The 21254-nt window shown below is 34.2% G+C and carries 16 protein-coding genes; 8 read left to right on the forward strand and 8 right to left on the reverse strand.

Translation table 11 applies throughout. From position 1 onward, the window contains the following. Nucleotides 1–5 precede the first annotated feature (5 nt). From Bho11B_RS00860 to Bho11B_RS00870, 3 genes are all read right to left on the reverse strand, one after another. Nucleotides 6–761, reverse strand: a complete 756-nt coding sequence (locus Bho11B_RS00860; protein WP_035006470.1) for a glutamine amidotransferase — start codon at nucleotides 759–761, stop codon at nucleotides 6–8. 87 nt (nucleotides 762–848) lie between these two features. Continuing rightward, on the reverse strand, nucleotides 849–2393 hold the full coding sequence (locus tag Bho11B_RS00865) for a heme biosynthesis protein HemY (RefSeq protein ID WP_078674040.1): 1545 nt from the start codon (nucleotides 2391–2393) through the stop codon (nucleotides 849–851). A 12-nt stretch (nucleotides 2394–2405) separates the two neighbouring features. Beyond that, nucleotides 2406–3581: a COG4223 family protein gene (locus Bho11B_RS00870; RefSeq protein WP_078674041.1), complete on the reverse strand. Its 1176-nt coding sequence runs from the start codon at nucleotides 3579–3581 to the stop codon at nucleotides 2406–2408. 670 nt (nucleotides 3582–4251) lie between these two features. Here Bho11B_RS00870 and Bho11B_RS00875 point away from each other — a divergent pair. Further along, nucleotides 4252–5127 (forward strand): YihY/virulence factor BrkB family protein, encoded by an 876-nt coding sequence (locus tag Bho11B_RS00875; protein WP_078674042.1) that lies wholly within the window; start codon nucleotides 4252–4254, stop codon nucleotides 5125–5127. Nucleotides 5128–5596: 469 nt separating this feature from the next. Here Bho11B_RS00875 and Bho11B_RS00880 read toward each other — a convergent pair whose 3' ends face one another. After that, nucleotides 5597–6295 carry a TlpA disulfide reductase family protein gene (locus Bho11B_RS00880; RefSeq protein ID WP_078674043.1) on the reverse strand — a complete coding sequence of 233 codons (699 nt, stop codon included), beginning with the start codon at nucleotides 6293–6295 and terminating at the stop codon, nucleotides 5597–5599. A 33-nt stretch (nucleotides 6296–6328) separates the two neighbouring features. Between Bho11B_RS00880 and argH the strand changes: the two genes are divergently transcribed. From argH to Bho11B_RS00905, 5 genes are all read left to right on the forward strand, one after another. Next, the gene (gene argH / locus Bho11B_RS00885; RefSeq protein ID WP_078674044.1) at nucleotides 6329–7729 is read left to right on the forward strand and encodes an argininosuccinate lyase; all 1401 of its coding nucleotides are present in this window, start codon (nucleotides 6329–6331) and stop codon (nucleotides 7727–7729) included. 64 nt (nucleotides 7730–7793) lie between these two features. Then, on the forward strand, nucleotides 7794–7973 hold the full coding sequence (locus Bho11B_RS00890) for a hypothetical protein (RefSeq protein ID WP_035006462.1): 180 nt from the start codon (nucleotides 7794–7796) through the stop codon (nucleotides 7971–7973). A gap of 7 nt (nucleotides 7974–7980) precedes the next feature. Then, entirely contained in the window at nucleotides 7981–9255 is a 1275-nt protein-coding gene (gene lysA, locus Bho11B_RS00895; protein ID WP_078674045.1) for a diaminopimelate decarboxylase, read from the forward strand. A 115-nt stretch (nucleotides 9256–9370) separates the two neighbouring features. Beyond that, nucleotides 9371–11788, forward strand: a complete 2418-nt coding sequence (locus Bho11B_RS00900; protein ID WP_078674046.1) for a TIGR02302 family protein — start codon at nucleotides 9371–9373, stop codon at nucleotides 11786–11788. Between the two features lie 231 nt (nucleotides 11789–12019). After that, nucleotides 12020–12790 (forward strand): class I SAM-dependent methyltransferase, encoded by a 771-nt coding sequence (locus Bho11B_RS00905; protein WP_235692220.1) that lies wholly within the window; start codon nucleotides 12020–12022, stop codon nucleotides 12788–12790. A 60-nt stretch (nucleotides 12791–12850) separates the two neighbouring features. On the opposite strand, the gene Bho11B_RS00910 is transcribed toward Bho11B_RS00905, so the two are convergent. After that, on the reverse strand, nucleotides 12851–13531 hold the full coding sequence (locus Bho11B_RS00910) for a response regulator transcription factor (protein ID WP_035006457.1): 681 nt from the start codon (nucleotides 13529–13531) through the stop codon (nucleotides 12851–12853). 67 nt (nucleotides 13532–13598) lie between these two features. On the opposite strand from Bho11B_RS00910, the gene Bho11B_RS00915 reads away from it, so the two are divergent. Then, a complete protein-coding gene (locus Bho11B_RS00915; protein ID WP_035006456.1) occupies nucleotides 13599–14162 on the forward strand; it encodes a L,D-transpeptidase in 564 nt (187 codons plus the stop codon). A 2-nt stretch (nucleotides 14163–14164) separates the two neighbouring features. Here the strand turns inward: Bho11B_RS00915 and Bho11B_RS00920 are convergent, their stop codons facing one another. Both Bho11B_RS00920 and tsaD read right to left on the reverse strand, forming a co-directional pair. After that, the gene (locus tag Bho11B_RS00920; RefSeq protein ID WP_078674047.1) at nucleotides 14165–14587 is read right to left on the reverse strand and encodes an EVE domain-containing protein; all 423 of its coding nucleotides are present in this window, start codon (nucleotides 14585–14587) and stop codon (nucleotides 14165–14167) included. A gap of 36 nt (nucleotides 14588–14623) precedes the next feature. Next, nucleotides 14624–15718 carry a tRNA (adenosine(37)-N6)-threonylcarbamoyltransferase complex transferase subunit TsaD gene (gene tsaD / locus Bho11B_RS00925; protein WP_035006453.1) on the reverse strand — a complete coding sequence of 365 codons (1095 nt, stop codon included), beginning with the start codon at nucleotides 15716–15718 and terminating at the stop codon, nucleotides 14624–14626. 1443 nt (nucleotides 15719–17161) lie between these two features. Here tsaD and Bho11B_RS00930 point away from each other — a divergent pair. Continuing rightward, a complete protein-coding gene (locus Bho11B_RS00930; RefSeq protein WP_078674126.1) occupies nucleotides 17162–19189 on the forward strand; it encodes a hypothetical protein in 2028 nt (675 codons plus the stop codon). A gap of 1015 nt (nucleotides 19190–20204) precedes the next feature. Here Bho11B_RS00930 and holA read toward each other — a convergent pair. After that, entirely contained in the window at nucleotides 20205–21248 is a 1044-nt protein-coding gene (gene holA / locus Bho11B_RS00935) for a DNA polymerase III subunit delta (RefSeq protein ID WP_035006452.1), read from the reverse strand. Between the last annotated feature and the right edge of the window lie 6 nt (nucleotides 21249–21254).

Genomic DNA, 21254 nt, shown 5'->3' on the forward strand with positions numbered 1-21254 from the left:
ACAATTCACAATTTCGTATTGCAGGCAGTAGGAACACCAAAAATATGTTGTAACATATTGTCAAACCATTCGCACAAAACGTGACCATAAAGTGAATAACCTTCTAAATGTGCAAAAGCAGATTGGGCGCCTTTTTTAGTCAATTCTTGAGCTGAATGTTTCAACCAATGTTGTATCATTACACGCGTTAATTCAGGATGAAATTGTAAACCCCATGCATTTTTTCCATAATGAAAAGCTTGTGTCGGATAAGTTTGACCTGTTGCCAAAAGAACAGCTTCTTTAGGCAAATCATAGATGCCCTCATTATGTAAATGATAGACCATTTTTGGCCAATTCATAAGGGTCTTTCCCTGCAAAGTCCCCTCTAACGGATACCAACCAATTTCTACACTTTTATCACTTTTTGCAGCAACACGCCCGCCTAAATTTTTTGCGAGCATCTGTGCTCCAAGACAAATCCCTAAAAAAGGTTTATTGTCTTTCAAAGATAATGAAATCCAATCAATTTCCTCATGAATATATGCATCCTTATCATTCACACTCATCGGACCACCTAAAATGACAACACCAGCGTGATGTTTCAATGTTTTAGGAAGTTTCTGTCCTAAAATAGGATAATAAAAATCAAGAGCAAAACCATTTCTTTGTAAAAATTGCCCTAAAAAACCAGTCTGTGAAGATTGGCGATGCAAAACAACTGCAATTTTTAGTTTACCGTTTCTTTGTTTTCTATCAAGATATGTTTTCGCTAAAAACATATTTTAACCAATCATTTTTATAATCAGATTTCATTCATTTGAGAATAAATAAGAACCTTATTTTTATCAAAAATGTCTACAACACCTCTAAAATAATTGAAATTTCTCTCTTGGCAAAGAACTCTCTTCTTCTGCTTCTTTATTCTCTAAATCTTCAACATTTAAAGGTATCTGATCGACTTTTTTTCTATTCTGTTTTTTTGTGCGCGACTTTAATAAAAAATCAGGCCCTATCGATGATTTTTCTTCAAAGGATTTATTTTTAATAACTTCTTTTTCATCCACAACGCCTTTTTTGCATTCTCTTTTCAGCATCACGTTATCGACTTCTAATGTTATAGGAGAACAACGGGGAGGTACTTTCCATTCACAACGGCCTAATCGACCACTGATTGGAGAAACGATCAACCAAGAAGAAAAGAAAGAACCATCACACGCCCATGCTGGATCAGGTTCTGCTCGTAATGCTAAAGACAACCATTGACGACTCCCTTGACCATTACCTTTTGCTTCTTCAATATCTGCTAATAATAAATAAACGCTTTCACGCGGATGATAAGTGAGTGCTTTTTGTGCGTACTCTCTTGCTAATTCCAATTCGCCTGCATCCAAAGCAGCTTTTGCAACAATAAAAGCTGATTCAAATATTTCTTTATTATAAGAAGCAAGTGTTTTAGCTCTTTTCAAACGGCCAACTGCGCTTTCTTCTCTCCTAAGATAAAGTGCTCCCAAATCAGGATGAGGATTTTCCTGCCAAGCTTTAATAATTATTTTATCAGCTTTACGAACTTCTTTTAATTGATAAAGGATATCAACCATAAGCACCGTTATTGGTACAAAATCAGGCATCAACTTATGGGCCTTTAAAATAGCTTTACGTGCTCCTGCGAGCTGAGTCTCCGTAAGGTGAAGTGCTAACCCACTTAATAAAAGAGCATGGGTATACTTACGCTCTGAAGTACAATGCTCAGAACGTGGCAAAGCTCTTTGCGCTCGATAAAAAACATCAAGCGCTTTATTCCACTGACCCTCAGCACTTAATCGATCAAGGACAAATTGTTGAGCCCATAAAAGCGCTGGTGACAAATCGAGTGCCTCTTCTGCATAGTGCTGTGCGACATCATAAGCTTTTGTATTCATAGCTTCACGAAACAAACCATAAAGCCCAGCAAGCTTTGTCGATTCATCTTTTTGCATCTCTTCATAAAGCGCAATAGCCTTCATAGAGTTTTTTTGCAAAGATAAGATTTGAGCCCTTAAAAGCTTTATCAATGGTTCATAATCTTTTATAAGATATTTTAATGCACGTCTTTCCATTTTTTGTGCAGCCGCGTAATCACCTGCAAAAGCAGCAAGCAGACCTTGCGTAAGGGCTTTGCGACCACATTCTTGGTAACGTCCTGAAAAAAAGCTGTATAAAGTTCTAGGAATGGAAAAAATAATTCTAAAAAACTTCCATAAAAACACTAATACCATCAACAGGATAACAATCCCACTAATAATCGTAAGCAATGAGACAGTAAATCGCATCTGCAAAAATGTTATGACCAAGAAACTATTATTATTGGCACCCCAGCTAAAAACTGCACCGATCACACAAACGACAAAAATATAAATAAAAATACGTATCATTTTTGATCCTATTTACATTTTTGCAGCTTCGGAAGTTTCTTTTGGCATTCCAATCAACAACTGTTGAAGAACGTGCTGGACAGCAAGATGTCGTTTAAGTTGATCAATAAAATCTACCGAAATATGTTTAGCATTTTGAGGTAAAGTTTGCCATTCAGCTAAAGCTTTTTCATAATCCCCAGCCTGAATAGAAACTTCCATCCGTGCCACAATTGCAGGCACTGTTGTCCCTTCAACATATCCAATTGGACGCGAAACAATAAAACTTTTTATCCATATCTCAATCTTCTTTAAAAAATCAGCATCCGATGCAAGACTATTTTGCGTCCCAACAATTTTATCTGCAACATAAGCAAAATCAGCTGAAAGCTTTGCAGAGCTTGGAAGACCAGTATGCGCTGTTTTCTGTAACAAATCCAATCCTTCAACAGAAGATGAAAAATGTTGTACTGTTTCCAATTCACGCACATAAGATCCACCACGATCTATAGCGTTTTTTAATGCATTGACTGCAACAAACCGTGCAGTATTTATCCCATTTTTTTCGCTATTTTGAGTGAATATTTCTTTTTGGACAGTATCTAACTGTTGTTTTAAAGTAATAATATCGTTTTTATTACTTTCTCCAACAAATAAAGCTGTCTTTACATCTTCTGATATTCTCATTAAAGTCTGTATATTCTTTTCGAAAGCATCTACTTTTTTTTCTAAGAGTGCAAGAGATTTGCTTCTCTCTTTTTGAAAAGATTCATCTTCTTGAAAAGCTTCAACCTGTTGTGATGAAAAAGAAGAAAACTCTCTCTTCAATACATCAAACTGTTGAAGCATATGATTCAACTGTTTCTCTGTTTCTTCTGCTTTTTCTTTTGCATGCCTAGTAATCTGAAGATTTTTTTCTTCTTCCAAATGATCAACCACTAAAAAAGATGGAAGAAAACCTGCTCTTTGCAGACCTACCCAAAGACTGATAGTTATAAGACCACAAATAATCCCTGAAACCATTAAAGAAGTAAAAGCAACACCACTTACAGTCTTGCGCTCAACATCGCTTTTCTTTGTTATTATCGGCTCTTTTGAGTGTTGTGTTTCTTGTTCTGAGTCATGAGCTATAATTTCAGATTTAACAACAGATGCCTTAGATGCCTTAGAACTTTTTAATTTTTCTTTTGATCTTGAAGAATTTACCATAATGATCACTTTTTTTACCACATGCTTTTTTACAATACGATATCAAAATGAAAAAAACTTTAAAAATTAGATGTTTTTCGAATAACATCCTTTTTTGCAGAGGGCTTCTTATGAACAGTGTATGATAAGGACAAATAAAATCTTTTCAAATTTCTCTTACTCAAGATCCTTTTTTAAAATAAAAATAATGAATATGTTTAGTCTTATAATATTTTACAAACAATAATGAAATAATTGAGAATTGAGAATGGAAATTCTTAAAAGACACAAAAATATAAACACCCAAATTGAAAAAATGCTTCTCATAGTATATACGAGAAAATCCTCTAGAAGCATACTATATGATATTTTCATGAGTATAATCAAACGCTATGCACTCTTTAAAACGCCCTCCGTAACTTCATTATTTTTAAAATAATTCAGCTTCATTTACGAACGTTCCTTCCTATAAATTTATCCAGTACAATCTTAAAACGCTCTAAAATCGTTTTTCCCCTTTTATTTCCGATATATTCTTCACAATGTTAAAATATAAGGTAGACAATATTTACCTCTACCATAGATGAACATTCTGATAAACAGTTCCTATTGTGCAAATGTTTTTATTTTTATATATTCCCAATGAAAAAACTATGCTAAGCGTGAAGCTATTATCCAAAGGTATTTAAATGTGATAAAAAGGGCATTTTGGTATAGCTACCGTATTTTTTTTAACGCAGTGAGTCATTATTTTCGTGATAATGGGAATGCCTTTGCGAGTCATGTTGCACTTTCGGGACTTTTAGCGTTTTTTCCTTTTTTTATTTTCGGGACATCTCTTGCTAGTTTTCTTGGAGCATTTACATATACACCGCAAAAAATTGAAGCACTTGTACAATTGTTGCCGGATGCAATTGCAGAACCTCTTTCTAAAGAAATCATTACTGTCCTCACCACACAACGGGGAGATTTATTAACACTTTCAGTTATTGGAGCCGCTTATTTTGCTTCAAATGGTGTGGGTGCTTTGCGTACAGCATTAAATAAAGCTTACCGTGTTATTGATCGACGCAGCTTGTTTTTTTGTCGTTTTCAAAGTTTATTTTTCGTCATTATTGGGACAGTAGGTCTTGTTGTTATTAGCTTTTTATTGGTTTTAGCACCTTTACTGATTAAAATTATGCAAAACCACTCTTCTCAGATTACTGAATATATTGGCATAATTCGTTTATGGCGTTATATAATTGCGATAGTTGTTCTTTTTACGAGTCTTTTAATTGTTCACAAATGGTTGCCAGCGGGACAGCGAAAAGTAAGAGATATTTTACCAGGTATTTTAGTGACAATATTTGTTTGGTTTTTAACCTCTATTGCCTTTGCCCAATATTTAACAATGTTTAATTATGCTTCTACTTACGCAGGATTAACTTCTATTATGGTTGCAATTATTTTTCTGTATATCTTAAGTGCAATTTTTATTTTAGGAGGAGAAATAAATGCAGCAATTATATTTTATCGTGATCATGCACAACGCACAGATCCATTAAAGTCATTCTCTATTGATTGAATGCAAAAGACAAACACAAAAAACGCCTATCATTTTCGGAAATGGAATTGATACTCATTTTCTAAAATCCGGAATTGATCATAATATAAAACTTTTATCAGCTTGAAATATTGATTGTAACCAACTGTTTGTTTTCTCCTAAAAATCCCTTATCGTGAGAGCGATTTTCACTGTAAACCTCATTCTATAGATAACAAAATTTAAATGATAATCATAAACGAAGTTCATTTGTACAAATATAACTTCTTTGAGCGCGTGAAATACAAATTCTGCAGCCTAAATGAATGTGCTTCATCAATGAGGTATTTTCTTATCGAAAGTGTGATTGGTCAAACTGTTAAGAATAAACAATCTTTAGAAATAAAGCTATCTAACAGGTGAACCTTGCCTTTTTTATTGCAAAAATATACCTGCTTTATGCATGAGTTCTAGATTTAATCGCACTCCATTTAAAATTTAATTATGAAAGTTATAAATTCTCTTCAATAACGGCTTTTATAAGCGCTTTTGCATCATCATCAGCCCATGGAGCAGCGCCATTAAACGAAGCAATAAGATAACCATCTTTATTTATGAGAAATGTGATAGGCAAACCTAAAGCGAGTCCTTTTTTTCTAATATCCTGAAAAATATTCATTGTATTATCCCGATAATAAACTAAATTATCAGCATGAGCATCATTTAAAAACTTTTGAATTTTTTCAGCAGAAGTATTTTTATCAATATTAATAGCTATAACATCAAAATTATTTCCCCCCATATCACGTTTTAATCGTGCTAATTCTGGCATTTCTGCACGACAAGGTGCGCACCAAACAGCCCATAAATTGACGAGTATTGGTTTTCCCCTAAATTCGGACAAATTATGATCTTTTCCCTCAATATCTTTAAAAGACAATTGGTTCATATCATAAAGAGTATCGGCAAATCGTATATGTGTAAAAAAGCCCTTTGCTGCTTTTTTAATTGCTCCTATTTTTTCCGTCTGTTGCTTATTGATATCTGTTTCTTGAGCTCTTGCCTCTGAAATAAAATTTGGAAAGAATGCTCTTCTGTTGTTATTTTGATTAATTGTTGTGTATAAACTTAAAACAATCATAAAAAACATAAGAAAATATTGTGTTTTTTTATTCTTATTTTTTCGGCTGATAAAAATTTTATGAATCATAATTTTTGTCCTTTTCAATAGGTATTTTAAGATATGGCAGATGAAGAATTAAAAAACCAGATGTGGGGCGGTCGATTTAAAGCAGGACCTGCCGCAATTATGGAAGAAATTAACGCTTCAATTGATTTTGATCAAAAACTTTATAAACAAGATATTGAAGGTTCACTTTGTCATGTAGCCATGCTAGCGCAAACAAAAATCATTTCACAATCCGACTATGAAAAAATTACCCATGGCTTAAAGAAGATTCATCAAGAAATTGAAATGGGTACATTCACATTTTCACGAAAACTTGAAGATATTCATATGAATATTGAAGCACGGCTGAGTGAATTAATTGGCCCTGTTGCAGGACGTTTACATATAGCACGTTCACGAAATGATCAAATTGCTGTTGATTTTCGTTTGTGGGTACGAGAAGAAATGCAAAAAATGACACAAGCTTTAAAAGAGCTGATAAAACAACTCCTGATTCGAGCAGAACAGCATGTCGATACTTTTATGCCAGGTTTTACGCATTTACAAATCGCACAACCTGTTACATTTGGTCACTATATGATGGCCTACGTTGAAATGTTTAGTCGAGATTTATCGCGTATGCATGATGCCATTGAACGAATGAATGAATCCCCCTTAGGGGCTGCTGCTCTAGCAGGTACAAGTTTTCCGATTGATCGTTTTATGACAGCAGAAGCATTAGGTTTTCGTGAGCCAACGCGTAACTCGATTGATAGTGTTTCAGATCGTGATTTTGCATTAGAATTTTTAAGCGTTGGGACTCTTTGTGCTATGCATCTTTCCCGTTTAGCAGAAGAAATTGTTCTTTGGTCGAGTGCACAATTTCATTTTATTCGTTTATCAGATGCTTTTTCAACGGGTTCATCTATTATGCCACAAAAGAGAAATCCTGATGCTGCCGAGCTTATACGCGCTAAAGCAGGGCGATTAAATGCTGCTTTGATTGGACTCTTAACAGTGATGAAGGGTTTACCCCTTGCTTATTCAAAAGATATGCAGGAAGATAAAGAATATGTATTTGATGGAGCTTTGAGTTTGGAATTATCGCTAGCAGCTATGACAGGAATTATTGGTGATCTTGAAGTTAATAAAGAAGCCATGAAACAAGCAGCTCATTTTGGATATGCAACAGCAACTGATTTAGCTGATTGGCTTGTTCGTGAATTAGGGCTTCCTTTTCGTGAGGCGCACCATATTACTGGATCTATTGTAGCATTAGCAGAAAAAAAACAGTGCACTCTTAATGAGCTAACATTAGTTGAACTTCAAACGATACATCCCAATATCAATGCAACCATTTTTGATATTTTGACAGTTGAGAAATCCGTTAAAAGCCGGAAAAGTTTTGGTGGAACAGCACCTTCAGAAGTTCTGCGTCAAATTGCTTATTGGAAAAAGCGCCTTATAGCCGCTTAAGTGATTTTATTTTTTAATACAAAAAATAAGACAGAAACAATATCAACATAATAGGAAAAGATATATGATAACCATTGTGAAAAATTTAATAATTATTCTTTTCTGCAATGTTATCATATTTGGATGTGGACGGAGAGAAATATTAGATTTACCATCTTCAACAATCATGAATCCTTCACAAGAAGCATTTATTTCTGAAAGAAAAGCAGATAAACCTTTTTTTCTTGATCAGCTGATACAATAGGTTTTTTGTGCATTTCTTTTCTTATTATCAAGGCGAACTTCACGCTGAAGACCTTTCACTTTCTATTCTTGCGCAAAAGGTAGGGACTCCTTTTTATTGCTATTCAGCGCGTACACTTATTACAAATTTTGAAAACTATCAGCAAGCATTTCAAGATATGCCTTATCTGATTGCTTATGCAGTCAAAGCGAATTCTAATCAAGCAATTTTACGACTCTTAGCACGGAGTGGAGCAGGAGCTGATGTGGTATCAGAAGGTGAACTCCGACGTGCACTTGCTGCCGGTATTCCTGCTCATCGAATTGTTTATTCTGGTGTTGGTAAAACAATGAAAGAGATTGATTTTGCTCTTACGCAAAATATTCATTGTTTTAATGTTGAGTCAGAACCAGAACTTGAACAATTATCAGCACGTGCTGTTGCACTTTCGACAACAGCACGCATTTCACTGCGAATTAACCCAGATGTGGATGCAAAAACTCATAAAAAAATCACAACAGGGAAATCTGAAAATAAATTCGGTATTCCACTCTCATCAGCACGAGAAGTATATAAAAAAGCCGCTCAATTGCCTGGTTTATACATCTGTGGTGTAGATATACATATTGGCAGTCAGATTTGTAATTTAAAACCCTTTGAAGATGCTTTTCTTATTACGGCAGATTTTATCCGTCAGTTGTGGAATGATGGTTATACTATAACCCATGTTGATATTGGAGGAGGACTTGGAATTCCTTATGGTTCTGAACATCACTCCGTACCTTCTCCTTTTGAGTATGCGGCTCTTGTTAGAAAACATATTGCCCCTTTAGGGATCAATATTATCCTAGAGCCTGGACGTAGTATTGTTGGTGAAGCTGGCATACTCGTCACATCTGTAATACATTTAAAAAGGGGAAAAGAGCGAAATTTTGTTATTGTTGATGCAGCAATGAATGATTTCATTCGCCCAACGCTGTATGAAGCTTGGCAAAATGTGCTCCTGGTAAAAGAAAAACCAATAGATACTCCGCTGATCAATGCAGATATTGTTGGCCCTGTCTGTGAAACGGGTGATTATTTAGGTTTGAATCGTTCTTTAGCGCTCTTGTCGCAAGGAGATCTTTTGGTTGTTACAGGAGCAGGGGCTTACGGTGCGGTTATGTCAAATACTTATAATAGCCGACTTTTAATACCAGAGGTTTTAGTTCAAGATATGCGGTATGCAGTTATTCGTCCACGTCTTGATTATGAACAATTGATCGGACTCGATCAAATTCCAGATTGGATTGAAAATTTTTAAATATCTTAGTCTTATTTTCACTCAACTCTCATGAAACAATTTATTTTCTCATAATTATTTTGTATGAATCTTATGATTTCAATGCACCGCTATAAAAAAGGGTAACTATTTATCTATGAACAATAAAAACATCAAAAGTTTTTCAGAACTAAAGCTTTTGTTTGTGCGCATTCTTGTTTGGTGTATCCTATTTTGTGAGCGAATATGGCCACGATTATTACCCTTTTTTCTTGCTCTGAGCCTTTTATATTCGCTGAGTTGGTTTGGCATTTTCAATGCTCTTGGTTATTGGGCGCATTTATTTCTTCTATGGCTCGTGCTTTTTATAGCAACGGGGAGTCTTTTTCTGCTTTTCGGTTTCCGTTTGCCCACAATCAAAGATATTAATGACCATATCGAAAAAACAAATAATCTCAAACACCAACCTCTCAATGTTCAAAAAGATCGTTTACACTTTGAAGATGAAGAAGATACAACTACAAATATTTGGCGTGAACATCAGCGCCGTATGGCAGAACAATTGCATCATTTGCGAATTGGATTAATTTATCTCAGGAGTGCTTCCTACGATCCCATGGCTCTTAGAGCTTTATTTATTCTATTTTGTGTTTGTGCTTTTAGTTTTTCTTTTGGTTCATCAGGTGGACGTTTAGCAGATGCATTTGATTTTCGTCCTACCGTTGATGAAACATTAATGCGCGTTGATGCTTGGGTTACACCACCTGCTTATACAGGAGTTGCACCCATTTATTTAACGCAAAATGAAACAACACAATTTACAATTCCTGAAGGTAGTGAGGTTGTTGTACGTATTGTCAATGGTGCTGGTGTTACAGTAACAGCAATCTCTGAAGAAGATGGCCAGAAAATTTCACTTACTAAGAAGAACGAACAACCGGCTTTAAATAATTCAATTATTCGTTTTGAAACACACTTAGAGCGTTCAATTTATTTATCTTTAGCGTCGCGCCATAAGCAACAACAATGGCATTTACGCATGATTAAAGATCAATTACCAACGATTCATTGGTTAGAAAAACCAGGAAGAATTTTATCTGGATCATTAGAATTGCAGTATGAAATGGATGATGATTATGGAGCTACAAATGCTTTTGTTGAAATAGAACCTTTTTTTGATCAAGAAAAAAATAGTTCTCCCCTTTATAAAGCACCTGAAATAAAACTTCTTTTAGCACGTGGTGGAAAAGGTAAAATGCGGACAGTGCAAGATTTATCAAGCCATCCGTGGGCTGGTTCAGAAGTAAAAATTACTTTGATAGTACAAGATGGTGCTGACCAACAGGGACGCAGTAAAACTTTTATCATGACGTTACCAGAGCGCATTTTTGCAAATCCTGTTGCACGTGCAATCAATGAACAACGTCGTTTATTGGCTCTTAACGCATCTAAACGCGAGCATGTACTTGATATGATTTCTGCTTTGCTTTTACGTCCAGAAAATGGTCTTCAAAATACAACTCATTTTCTTCTTTTACAGAGTGCATGGACAAGGCTTTCTATGGCACAAACAGAGGATCAATTGCGAGATGTCGTTGATTATTTATGGACAATTGCTTTAGGTATTGAAGATAATCAGCTCGAGTCTGCTCAACAGAGATTAAAACAAGCACAAGCTGCTCTCCGTGATGCATTGCAGCATGGTGCTTCTGCTGCTGAAATCGAGCGACTTATGGCAGATTTACGACAAGCTGTAAATGATTATATCCATGCTTTAGCTGAAAAAGCACCAGAAGATAAAGATTCAAGAGAGGCTAATCTCTCTATAGATACATTACAAAATAAACTGAATTCAATGGAAGAAATGGCTAAAATGGGTTCTTCTTCTGCAGCGGAACAACTTTTAGCTGAAATTGAACAAACACTTGATCATTTGCAAATACGGAAAAGTCATCAAACAAACGGGCAAAACAAAAATCAAACGACACAAATGAAAGAAAAAATAGATCAACTTGGTGATTTAATGCGTCGTCAGCAAGAAATTCTTAATGATACACACAATTTAAAAACAGATCAGCAACATGGAAACAGTACGCCCAAAGTACAGAGTGAATCCTTAAAAGAACGCCAAAATGAGTTGCAATCTGAATTATCAATATTGAAAAAAGAATTGACAGCAGAAGGATTTGAATCAAGTGATGACCTGAAAGAAGCAGAAGAGAAAATGAATTCTGCAAGAGATGCTTTTGATAAGCAAGACTATGAATTGTCAATACAAAATCAATCAGATGCTTTAGAAGCTTTACGACAAGGCGCACAAAATGTATTAAAAAAGATGCGTAACATGCTCAATAAAGAAAAAAATAATCAGAATGCCATTCATAACCGTAAAGATCCATTAGGGCGTCCACTCTCCTCAGAAATTGACCAAAAACAAGAAGGTGTAATTGAACCAAAAGCAAATGATAGAATGCGCGCACGGCAAATTTTGGATGAAATTCGCAAACGCCTTAGCAATGAGTATATTTCAGAAGAAGAAAAGAATTATCTTGAAAGATTACTTCATTTTAATTGAAGAAAAAATTTTTGCGACTATTTTGAAAATATAGTGCAAATTATTATGCAATAAAAAAGCACTACAGATAATAATAAAGTTAATTACTTATAATAAAGGAGACGATAAAATAACTTTTTCCCCATGCTTTTAAAATCATTCGGATGAAGGAAATTAAAGATTAAGATTTTTCTTCTTGAGACAAAAAAGCAGAATTCCATATAAATTTAAGTGTGTGAAAACTTGCGATACTTGAAATTTGCTTCTAAACGGTATTTTAAATTGGATATAATTACATTAAAAGATTTTTATACTTCTACGCTTGGTATGCGTATGCAAATGACAGTTTATGATCAGTTAAATGTCTGTTGGCCTGATCTTATAGATAAACGAGTTATGGGCCTTGGCTATACACTTCCTTATCTTTCTGCATTGCGTAAACGTGCAAAGCAGTGTTGTGCTTTTATGCCTGCTAGTCAAGGAGCATCACCTTGGCCTTATCCCGATAAAGTTGCTACAGCACTTGTTTTTGAAGAAGATTTGCCTCTTCCGGATGCTTCGATTGATTGCATTTTATTAATACATGCACTTGAATATACAGAAAATTCATACGAAACACTAAACGAAATATGGCGTGTTTTGATTCCTAATGGTCGCCTTATTGTTATTGTTCCTAATCGTTATGGATTATGGGCACGTAATGATCGTACACCTTTTGGTTATGGCAAATCTTATAGCCGACAACAAATAGTTCGTTTATTGAAAGAAACCAATTTTATTACTGAATCAGTACAAGAAATTGTCCATTATATGCCCTCTTTAAACTGTATATCGCGGTTATGTTCATTTTTTTATGAATCATTAGCAAGTCATATTTTTCCTTATTTTGGTGGACTTTTAATGTGTTCAGCAGAAAAACATGTCTATCAAGGTTCTTTTGTGCAACGTCATCAGTCGCGACGCATTTTTATTCCTACACTAACACCACAAACATGTACAAAGAGACAGACCACTTTAATCTAAATTTTTATCTTAGAACAATGTTATCTGAATTGTATTTCAAACAGCGCGCCTCCAGCACAATTAAAGATTCAAACGATATCCATTATGATCGGTAACAAGAATTTTTGCTTTAGAAGGATCTTTTTCGATTTTTTTACGCAAACGATAAATATGGGTTTCCAATGTATGCGTGATAATATTTGCGTTGTAGCCCCAAACGTGTTCCAATAATGTTTCACGACTTACAATTTTATCTCTAGTCTCATAAAGATATTTAAGAATTGCTGTTTCTTTTTCTGTAAGGTTAATTATATTGTTCTGCTGATCAATAAGGAATTTTTCTCTAGGTTTAAAAATATAAGGACCAAGATCAAAAGAATCTTCATTGTGTTCATATTGGCGCAATTGGGCGCGAATACGAGCTAAAAGCACTGAAAAACGAAAAGGTTTTGTCACATAATCATTAACACCCATTTTAAAACCTAAAATAGTATCGCAATCTGTATCACAATGAGTCATCATAATAATGGGAGCACGAAATCCTTGGGAGCGTAATTTTTTTACAGCTTCACGACCATCGAGATCGGGAAGTTCTACATCAAAAATAGCGAGATCAACATTGTCTTTTTGAGCCACTATAATCCCTATTTCAGTAGTTTTTGCTTGAAGCACTTCAAACTCTTTATGAATTTGCAATTGTTCTACAAGAATAGAACGAAGATCGTTATCATCCACAACGATTAAAAGGGTATAGTCCTTCATTTTTTTTCCTATAAGATGTATTTTCACTAAGATTGAAGAAAGAATAATTTCATGAAAATAGGATTGCTTGCAAGTGACATTAAAAAAGAAAATATATAAAAAACAAGCTTTTGTTTCTTCTATTGTTATCCGTCGACAAACAGGTATGCAGACACGGGGTATTCTGTGTATTGGTCAGCATCGCTTTTTTTGTGCTTTAGGGCGAGCTGGTATCTCTGCTTTTAAACGTGAAGGTGATGGTGCTACTCCTTTAGCCAATATGCGTTGTTTAGGGGGATTTCGCAATAATTTTTACCGTTATTTCCCACGTTCAATTTTAGCAATCCGGCATATTCAAGCACACGACGGTTGGTGTGATGCAAGTGGAGATGCCAATTATAATCGTTTGGTACGTCTTCCTTATCCAAAAAGTGCTGAAAAGATGCAACGTGAAGATGGCCTCTATGATATGGGCCTTATTCTAGATTGGAATATTACAGAACGAAAGATGGCAAAAGGAAGTGCTATTTTCATACATTTAGCACAAAATAATTATACGCCAACAGAAGGATGTATCGCACTTTCATATCGTGATATGCAACGTATTTTACCTTATATTAATCGGCAAACAAAAATTATTATTTTAGGTTAAAGCTATGCTACTTTTAATCCTCCCATAGAACAGATTTCTTTCCATTCATCTTCTGTAACTGATTGTACCGATAAGCGCATAGCTTTAACCAGCATCATATTTTTTAATTTTGGATTAGATTTAATTTGTTTTAATGAAACGGGATTTGGTATATCACAAATAGCACGAATATCTACACACTCCCAGCGTGGATCTGAACTAGTAGAATCAGGATGTGCTTCAGCGCATACTTCCACAATACCAACTATTTCTAGTCCTTGATTTGAGTGATAAAAAAAACCCTTATCGCCATATTTCATAGCGCGCATATTATTGCGTGCTTGATAATTGCGCACACCATCCCATTGTTCACCATCAAACCCTTTTTGTTTTTGCATGTCCCACGACCACTTAGAAGGTTCAGATTTGAAAAGCCAATAAGCCATAAAATTTCCTTTATAAACTTTAATAAGTTTCCAGATTTATACTTTTACTCCACGACGCCCTGTCCCGACTAAAGGAAGAGATTTTTCATCTAATGGCCAGCGTGATCGAGGTCCGATATCAAGAGAACTTACTTGTCCCCGTGCTAAACGTTCAGCACCAGCAAAAGCAATCATTGCAGCATTATCCGTACATAAAGAAAGAGGTGGAGCAATAAATTCAAAACCGTGTTGATGAGCAAGCTTTTGCAAACTAGAACGAATAGCTTGATTAGCTGCGACTCCTCCAGCAACAACTAAAGCAGGGAGAGGAGATGCCTCATGACGAGAAAACGGATAATGGTTGATAAATTGTTGTAACGATAGACCAACGCGATCCTGCAATATATCGATAACAGCTGCTTGAAAACTTGCAGCAATATCGGAAACATCACTTTCTGTTAAAGGTGCCATAGCTGTTGCAACTTGCCGAACAGCCGTTTTAAGACCAGAGAAGGAGAAATCTAACCGCTTATCACCCTTCAAAGGTCGTGGAAGAGAAATACGATTTTTATCCCCCAATAAAGCAGCTTTTTCAAGTGCTGGACCACCAGGATAGGAAAGACCTAAGAGTTTTGCGGTTTTGTCAAAAGCTTCTCCTAATGCATCATCAATAGTGGTTCCTAAACGCTGGTAATTCCCCACCTCATGAACAAGGATTGTTTGAGTATGCCCCCCTGAAACTAAGAGCAATAAATAAGGAAAATTAACATTATGCGTTAAAACAGCTGTCAAAGCGTGTCCTTCTAGATGATTGACGCCAATAAAAGGCTTTCTGGTAGCAAAAGCTAGTGCTTTTGCACTCATGAGCCCAACTAAAAGTCCTCCTATCAAACCAGGACCACTTGTTGCTGCAATGGCATCAATATCTTTGAGTTTCAGATCAGCGTCTGTAAGCGCTTGAAGAATTAAACCATCAAGAATTTCAATGTGAGCGCGTGCAGCAATTTCAGGAACAACACCACCATAAGGCGCGTGGTGGTCAATTTGGCTCCAAACAATATTGGAAAGAATACGGCTTTTTCCCTTATTGTTGTGCTCAATAACAGCGACTGCTGTTTCATCACAACTTGTTTCTATTCCCAACAAACGCATTTTAGGTCAAATCTCATATTATGAAATATCTTTAAAGCATACACGTATCATGAATAAATAAAGATGCAAAGAATTTCACCTTTAAATTAATCGATCTGAAAATAAATAGATTTCACTCTATACCTTATAAGAACTATGGGAGCAATTTTTGCACTCATCAAAAAAATGATTAGACCTAATGCTTTTTGCATATATTTATAAAGTTTTGTACAATCTCTATACTCTTATAAAATACTTTATGACAATGATTCAGTCGCATAAAATGTGACGCTTTAATTTGATTTATTTCACCATCAAGTAAATCATTTATTTGATTTTCTGGAAAAGTAAAATATACACATTATACTGACTTAATAATATTTGTAGGATGGGCTATAAATGTTATATGTTTCCTAAATTGAACCAATTTCAAAAAATTCTGCCCTCAGATTACTAATTATTTGGTTACAATTGCTTCTTCATACTTAAAAATAATCATAAATCATCGTCATACTCATAGGAAAAGAATAATTGCATCAATTACGCCGTATATTACATACTTTTTAGAGAGTACAGATTTATGAAGAGCTCTTACATAATAGAATAATCAATACTTCTCACTTTATTTATATGAATATGAGAACGCTAATGTCTGAGTTAATACACATAAGAAACACCGTCATCTTCTTATAAATTCTACAAAGAAATGGCTCACGACAGCGTGATAATTACCAATGACAAATGAGCACATTTTAATTGCTTTTCCTGAGATAATAAGTCAAAAAATCATTCTAAACAGATCTATAAGCTTTTGCATTTAGAAAATTATATGTCCTTATTATGACGATCATACCAACAACTTTTCTTAAAGAATTATATCGTATCTCCTATATTAAATAAGGTATTGAAGATTTTTTAACATTTATTACAGTTAAACGAAAATAAGCAATTTACAAAAGAATTATGCAAATATAAACGATCGAGTAATCTTTGCAAAAGAAGATCCTAAATTTACAAATATTTCTAATCTGCAAGCATTTTACTGCATTACAGAAAGGAAACTCATTATAATTTAGAAATACAGAGAGCAGTCTGTTAACACTTATAATAAAAAATATTTTTCTTTAATCCTATAAGAATATTGCAAATAATCGGTCTCTCTTCAAATGAGTAATGCAGCGACAATTTTAAAACTTCACAAAACAAAAAAGATCACTAATAATGCTACTTATTATCCTGTTGAAGCAGTTAGCAATATAACTTACCCATTAAAACCACTTCAATGAATTATTTGTAATTTAGCAACAACCAAAAATAAATAATTGATAAAACATATTTTCAACTTGATTGTAAATTATCTTTAAGGTAACTTCTTATCTTAAATAAAATAATTTCTACTGAAAATTTATTATATTGTTATATTTAATTAATTGGGTGGGGATTAAGTATGTTAAAGGATTTAATATGCCCTCACAAAAGAAAATTGCTTCAGCAGAAAAACTGTTACAAAAATCAAAAGACAGCATTCCTTCACTCAAAGAGCTTTCATCAAAGTTAAAAGATAGCATTCCTTCACCCAAAGAGCTTTCATCAAAGTTAAAAGATAGCATTCCTTCACCCAAAGAGCTTTCATCAAAGTTAAAAGATAGCATTCCTGCACCCAAAGAGCTTTCATCAAAATTAAAAAAAGAGCTTGCAATAGAAATCGAAAAAACAAAATATCGCTGTATATTAACAGGAGAGAATCCTGCACCTTATCGTATTATAGCCGTTAGATCTTTTGGAAATGTAACAGAGGGCGATCTTGGCGGTTTTATTGAAAATGAATCAAATTTATCACAACAGGGTGATTGTTGGATTTACGGCAACGCTAAGGTTTTTGGAAACGCTAGAGTTTACGAAGATGCTAAAGTGTATGATAATGCCAAAGTTTATGGAAATGCCCAAATTCATAATAAAGCTCGTATTTCTCAATCTGCCAAAATTTACGGTAATGCTCGAATTTATGGCAACTCTAACATTATTGGCGATGCTAAAATTCATGGTCAGGCAAGCGTTTATGGACACGCTCAAGTTTGTGGATATACCGACGTTTATGATAATGCAAAAATTCACGGTAGAGCTAAGATTAATGACTATGTAAAGATTTTTGACCATGCCGAGATTTATGAGAATGCTCTTGTTACTGACAAAAGTAGAGTTCACGGCAAAGCTGAAGTTTATGGTAATGCTCAGATTAAGGAGCAAAGCGAAGTTTTTGGCAACAGTAAAGTTTATGGTAATACCATAATTTCTGGTAATTCCAGGATTTTTAAACATAGCAAGATTTATGGAAATGCTGCTATTTACCACAATGCTTTGGTTAGTGGTGGAAAGATTTACGACAATGCAATAATTGCGAATAATGCACAAGTTTCTGGTCACGCTAAGATTTATGGAAATACCAAAATTTATGAAAATGCCACAGTTAATGGCCATGCTAACATTTATGGTAATGCACAGATTTATGGAAGTGCTGTAGTTAATGAAAATGTAAAGATTTTTCACAATGCTCAGATTAAGAGCAATGCCGAAGTTCGGGGAAATGCCAAAGTTTATGGTAGTAGTATAATCTCAGATACTGCCAAGGTTTGTGGTAATGCTGAAGTTTATAACGAAGCTATGATTTATGAAAATGCTCAAGTTTTTGAGAAATCCATAATTGCGGGAAAAGCTAAGGTGTATGGTAATGCACAGATTTATGGAAATGCTGTGATTAGTGAAGCGGTCGAATGTTTCGAAAATGCTAAAATTTTTGGTCAAGTCAAAATTTCTGGTCAAGTCAAAATTTCTGGTCAAGCCAGAGTTTACGAATTTGCAGAAGTTTGGGAGTCTGCCAATATTTTTGGCAATGCTTGCGTTTTCGGAAAATCTCAGATTTTCGGTAATAGTAAAATATTTGATGAAGCAAAAATTTATGACTTTGCTGCAATTACCGAAAATGCTGAAGTTTATGGTTGTGCTAAAATTTATGGACATGCTAGAATTTTCGGTGAAGTAAAAATTTTAGGAGAAACCTTAATTGCAGGCCAAATGAAAGTTTTTGGTCAGGCTGAGATTGTTGATAAACGTTTTTTTAATAATGAAGCAATTGACGGCAGTCAATTTCTTCATGATGAGAACCAGATGAAAATTCTCCATGAAAAAGAAGAAAAAGTTTTTGATGCAAGCAAAATACAAGCTTTTAATGAGAACATAACTAACGTTCTTAATGAGAGAGAGATTATAAATCTTAGTGCTCAAAAAGCTTATATGATTAATGAAATTAATATAGTTCAAAAGGCTGAGGTTCAAAAGGTTGAGGTCCAAAAGGCTGAGGTCCAAAAGGCTGAGGTCCAAAAGGCTGAGGTCCAAAAGGCTGAGGTCCAAAAGGCTGAGAATATCATAATAAAGAACGGCTTTGCCAAAACTTCTAATGTTTTTATTAAAAATACACAAAATCTTACTGTGTAAATATATCAGTATGCAAATATGAAAGTGAATGTTATATAAAGCTTTTTATATTAAGAAATAAAATATATACTAGAAACTATAAAAGCTAAATTAAAAAAGAAAAAATTGTTAAGTCTAGTTACGGAACTATGAAAAAGTATAAAAAATAAGTATCAGAAAATACTCTATCTTTACGTCCGATAGGTTAATTTTTACAGTATTTTAGTTTTTATCCAATTACTGCTTAAAAGCAGTTAATAAATTAGACAATAAATAATACTGTTTTTGATAGGGGGTATATTATTATAACAATAATAAATACAAAGAGTCTCAAACAAGTGGTTTTAAGCTACAGTGCTATTTTGTACAAAATTAAATCAGAAGGAGCTCTTCAAATCAGTGATAGCTCATACAAGCGTAGTATTTGAACTGAGTGAAGTTTTAGCTGATATGTTTTTAAATTTTAGATATATCACAACAAATTATAGCTTGTTTATGAGAGAAATTCTTCTCCTAAAAACTCTGATAAAAATATGGACCTAGAAGATTTGATAACAAAAAATCTCTATTTTTGAAAATCTGATATGAGAAGGCAATTACATAAATATTCTTAACGATATTACCAACAAAGCGTTCGTATGATGTATAAAATAATTTATGCAATTATTTTTCGGATATTAGGGGAGTTAAGTAATTTATCATTAGTTCTTAATATAGACAAGCAAACGGTAGCTAATATTTTTTATATCATACTAATAAACAAGCAATAATTATCAATCTAAAGGCAGCATCAGCTAATGAACGTCATTAAGTAGCACATAATATCTGTCATTAACTTCCTAAATATCATATGATTGAACAGTATTCATAGCCTTCTAAAAATTAGCAAAGTGGTTTGTTGTATGATGGAATATAACAAACTAACGGCGCCGTATTATATATAATAATTGAGAAAGCAAAACTTCCCCTATAAAATTTCTACTATACATGCTCATATAAATACCACCAAAATCTGATGTAAATACAGTCAGATATCCTAAAAATTATTCTGATGCTTTGCAATAATCGTCAGTTTCAGTAAGGCTTGATGAATGATTACTTCACTTAAAAGTGGATTTTTACGACTTTCTAAAATAGCTGATTGTATTTTTTTCATTGCATACAAAATTTTCTCTAAGTTCCAATATTTTAAGGCTTGTTCAACTATTTTTTTCCTTTGAAAAAAAATCGGTGGTTGCGCCTGAGAAATGACTATAAAAGGAGTTTTACCTTCAATTTCTACTTGATAACGTAAAAGCTGTAATTGTTGAAAATGCCTTTGAGCCGTATTTAAAACAAAAAAAGATGTATTGTTTACAGCACAACAACGGCTAAAATAAATTTCAAAACTCGCTAAATCTCCTAGTAAAACAGCATCAATTACTTCATCTTGAGAAAGAGCACTCACATCGCTAACAATAGCTTTTACATCTTCAAAAGCAATATGAGCCTTCTTTAAGGTATAAAGACACAACTTTTCCAATTCACTCCGTGATGCAAGACGATCTTCTCCGATATTTTGGTGCAAATATTGACGCGCTTCCAAAGAAAGAGTTGCATTGAATTCATCTAAAATCTCATCAATCAAGATATCAAGAGAATGGGCATTATCTGCATAACAAGGCAAAGCAATTGCTGTTGATGCTGTTTCAATAATATTGCGTAATCCTACTCCTTTTTTTAAATCACCCGCTTCAATTAAAATAAAACTGGCTTCTGGTGGTTCTGTTATTAAAAGTTTAAGCGCCTTAAGAAAGCCTTTTTGGTTAGCACCATTAGATATCCATATCAAACGATCACCACCAAAGAGCGATAAAGTGCGTGCTTCATCGCCTAATCGCGCAGGATCTTTATCGATTTCAGCTGCATCTAAGCGAACAGTGGAAAAAGGATTTTCTATTGCCACCTGAGAGAGCTTGGCAAAACGTTGTGCACGCTCACAAACAAGACCACGATCCGGTCCATAAATTAAAACGATAGGAAAAGAACGCGAAAAATGTTTTAAAAACTGATCAACTTCATGTGCTTTTTTCTGAGCCAAAATATT

Source organism: Bartonella sp. 11B, from assembly GCF_002022625.1.
Taxonomy (GTDB): Bacteria; Pseudomonadota; Alphaproteobacteria; order Rhizobiales; family Rhizobiaceae; genus Bartonella; species Bartonella rochalimae.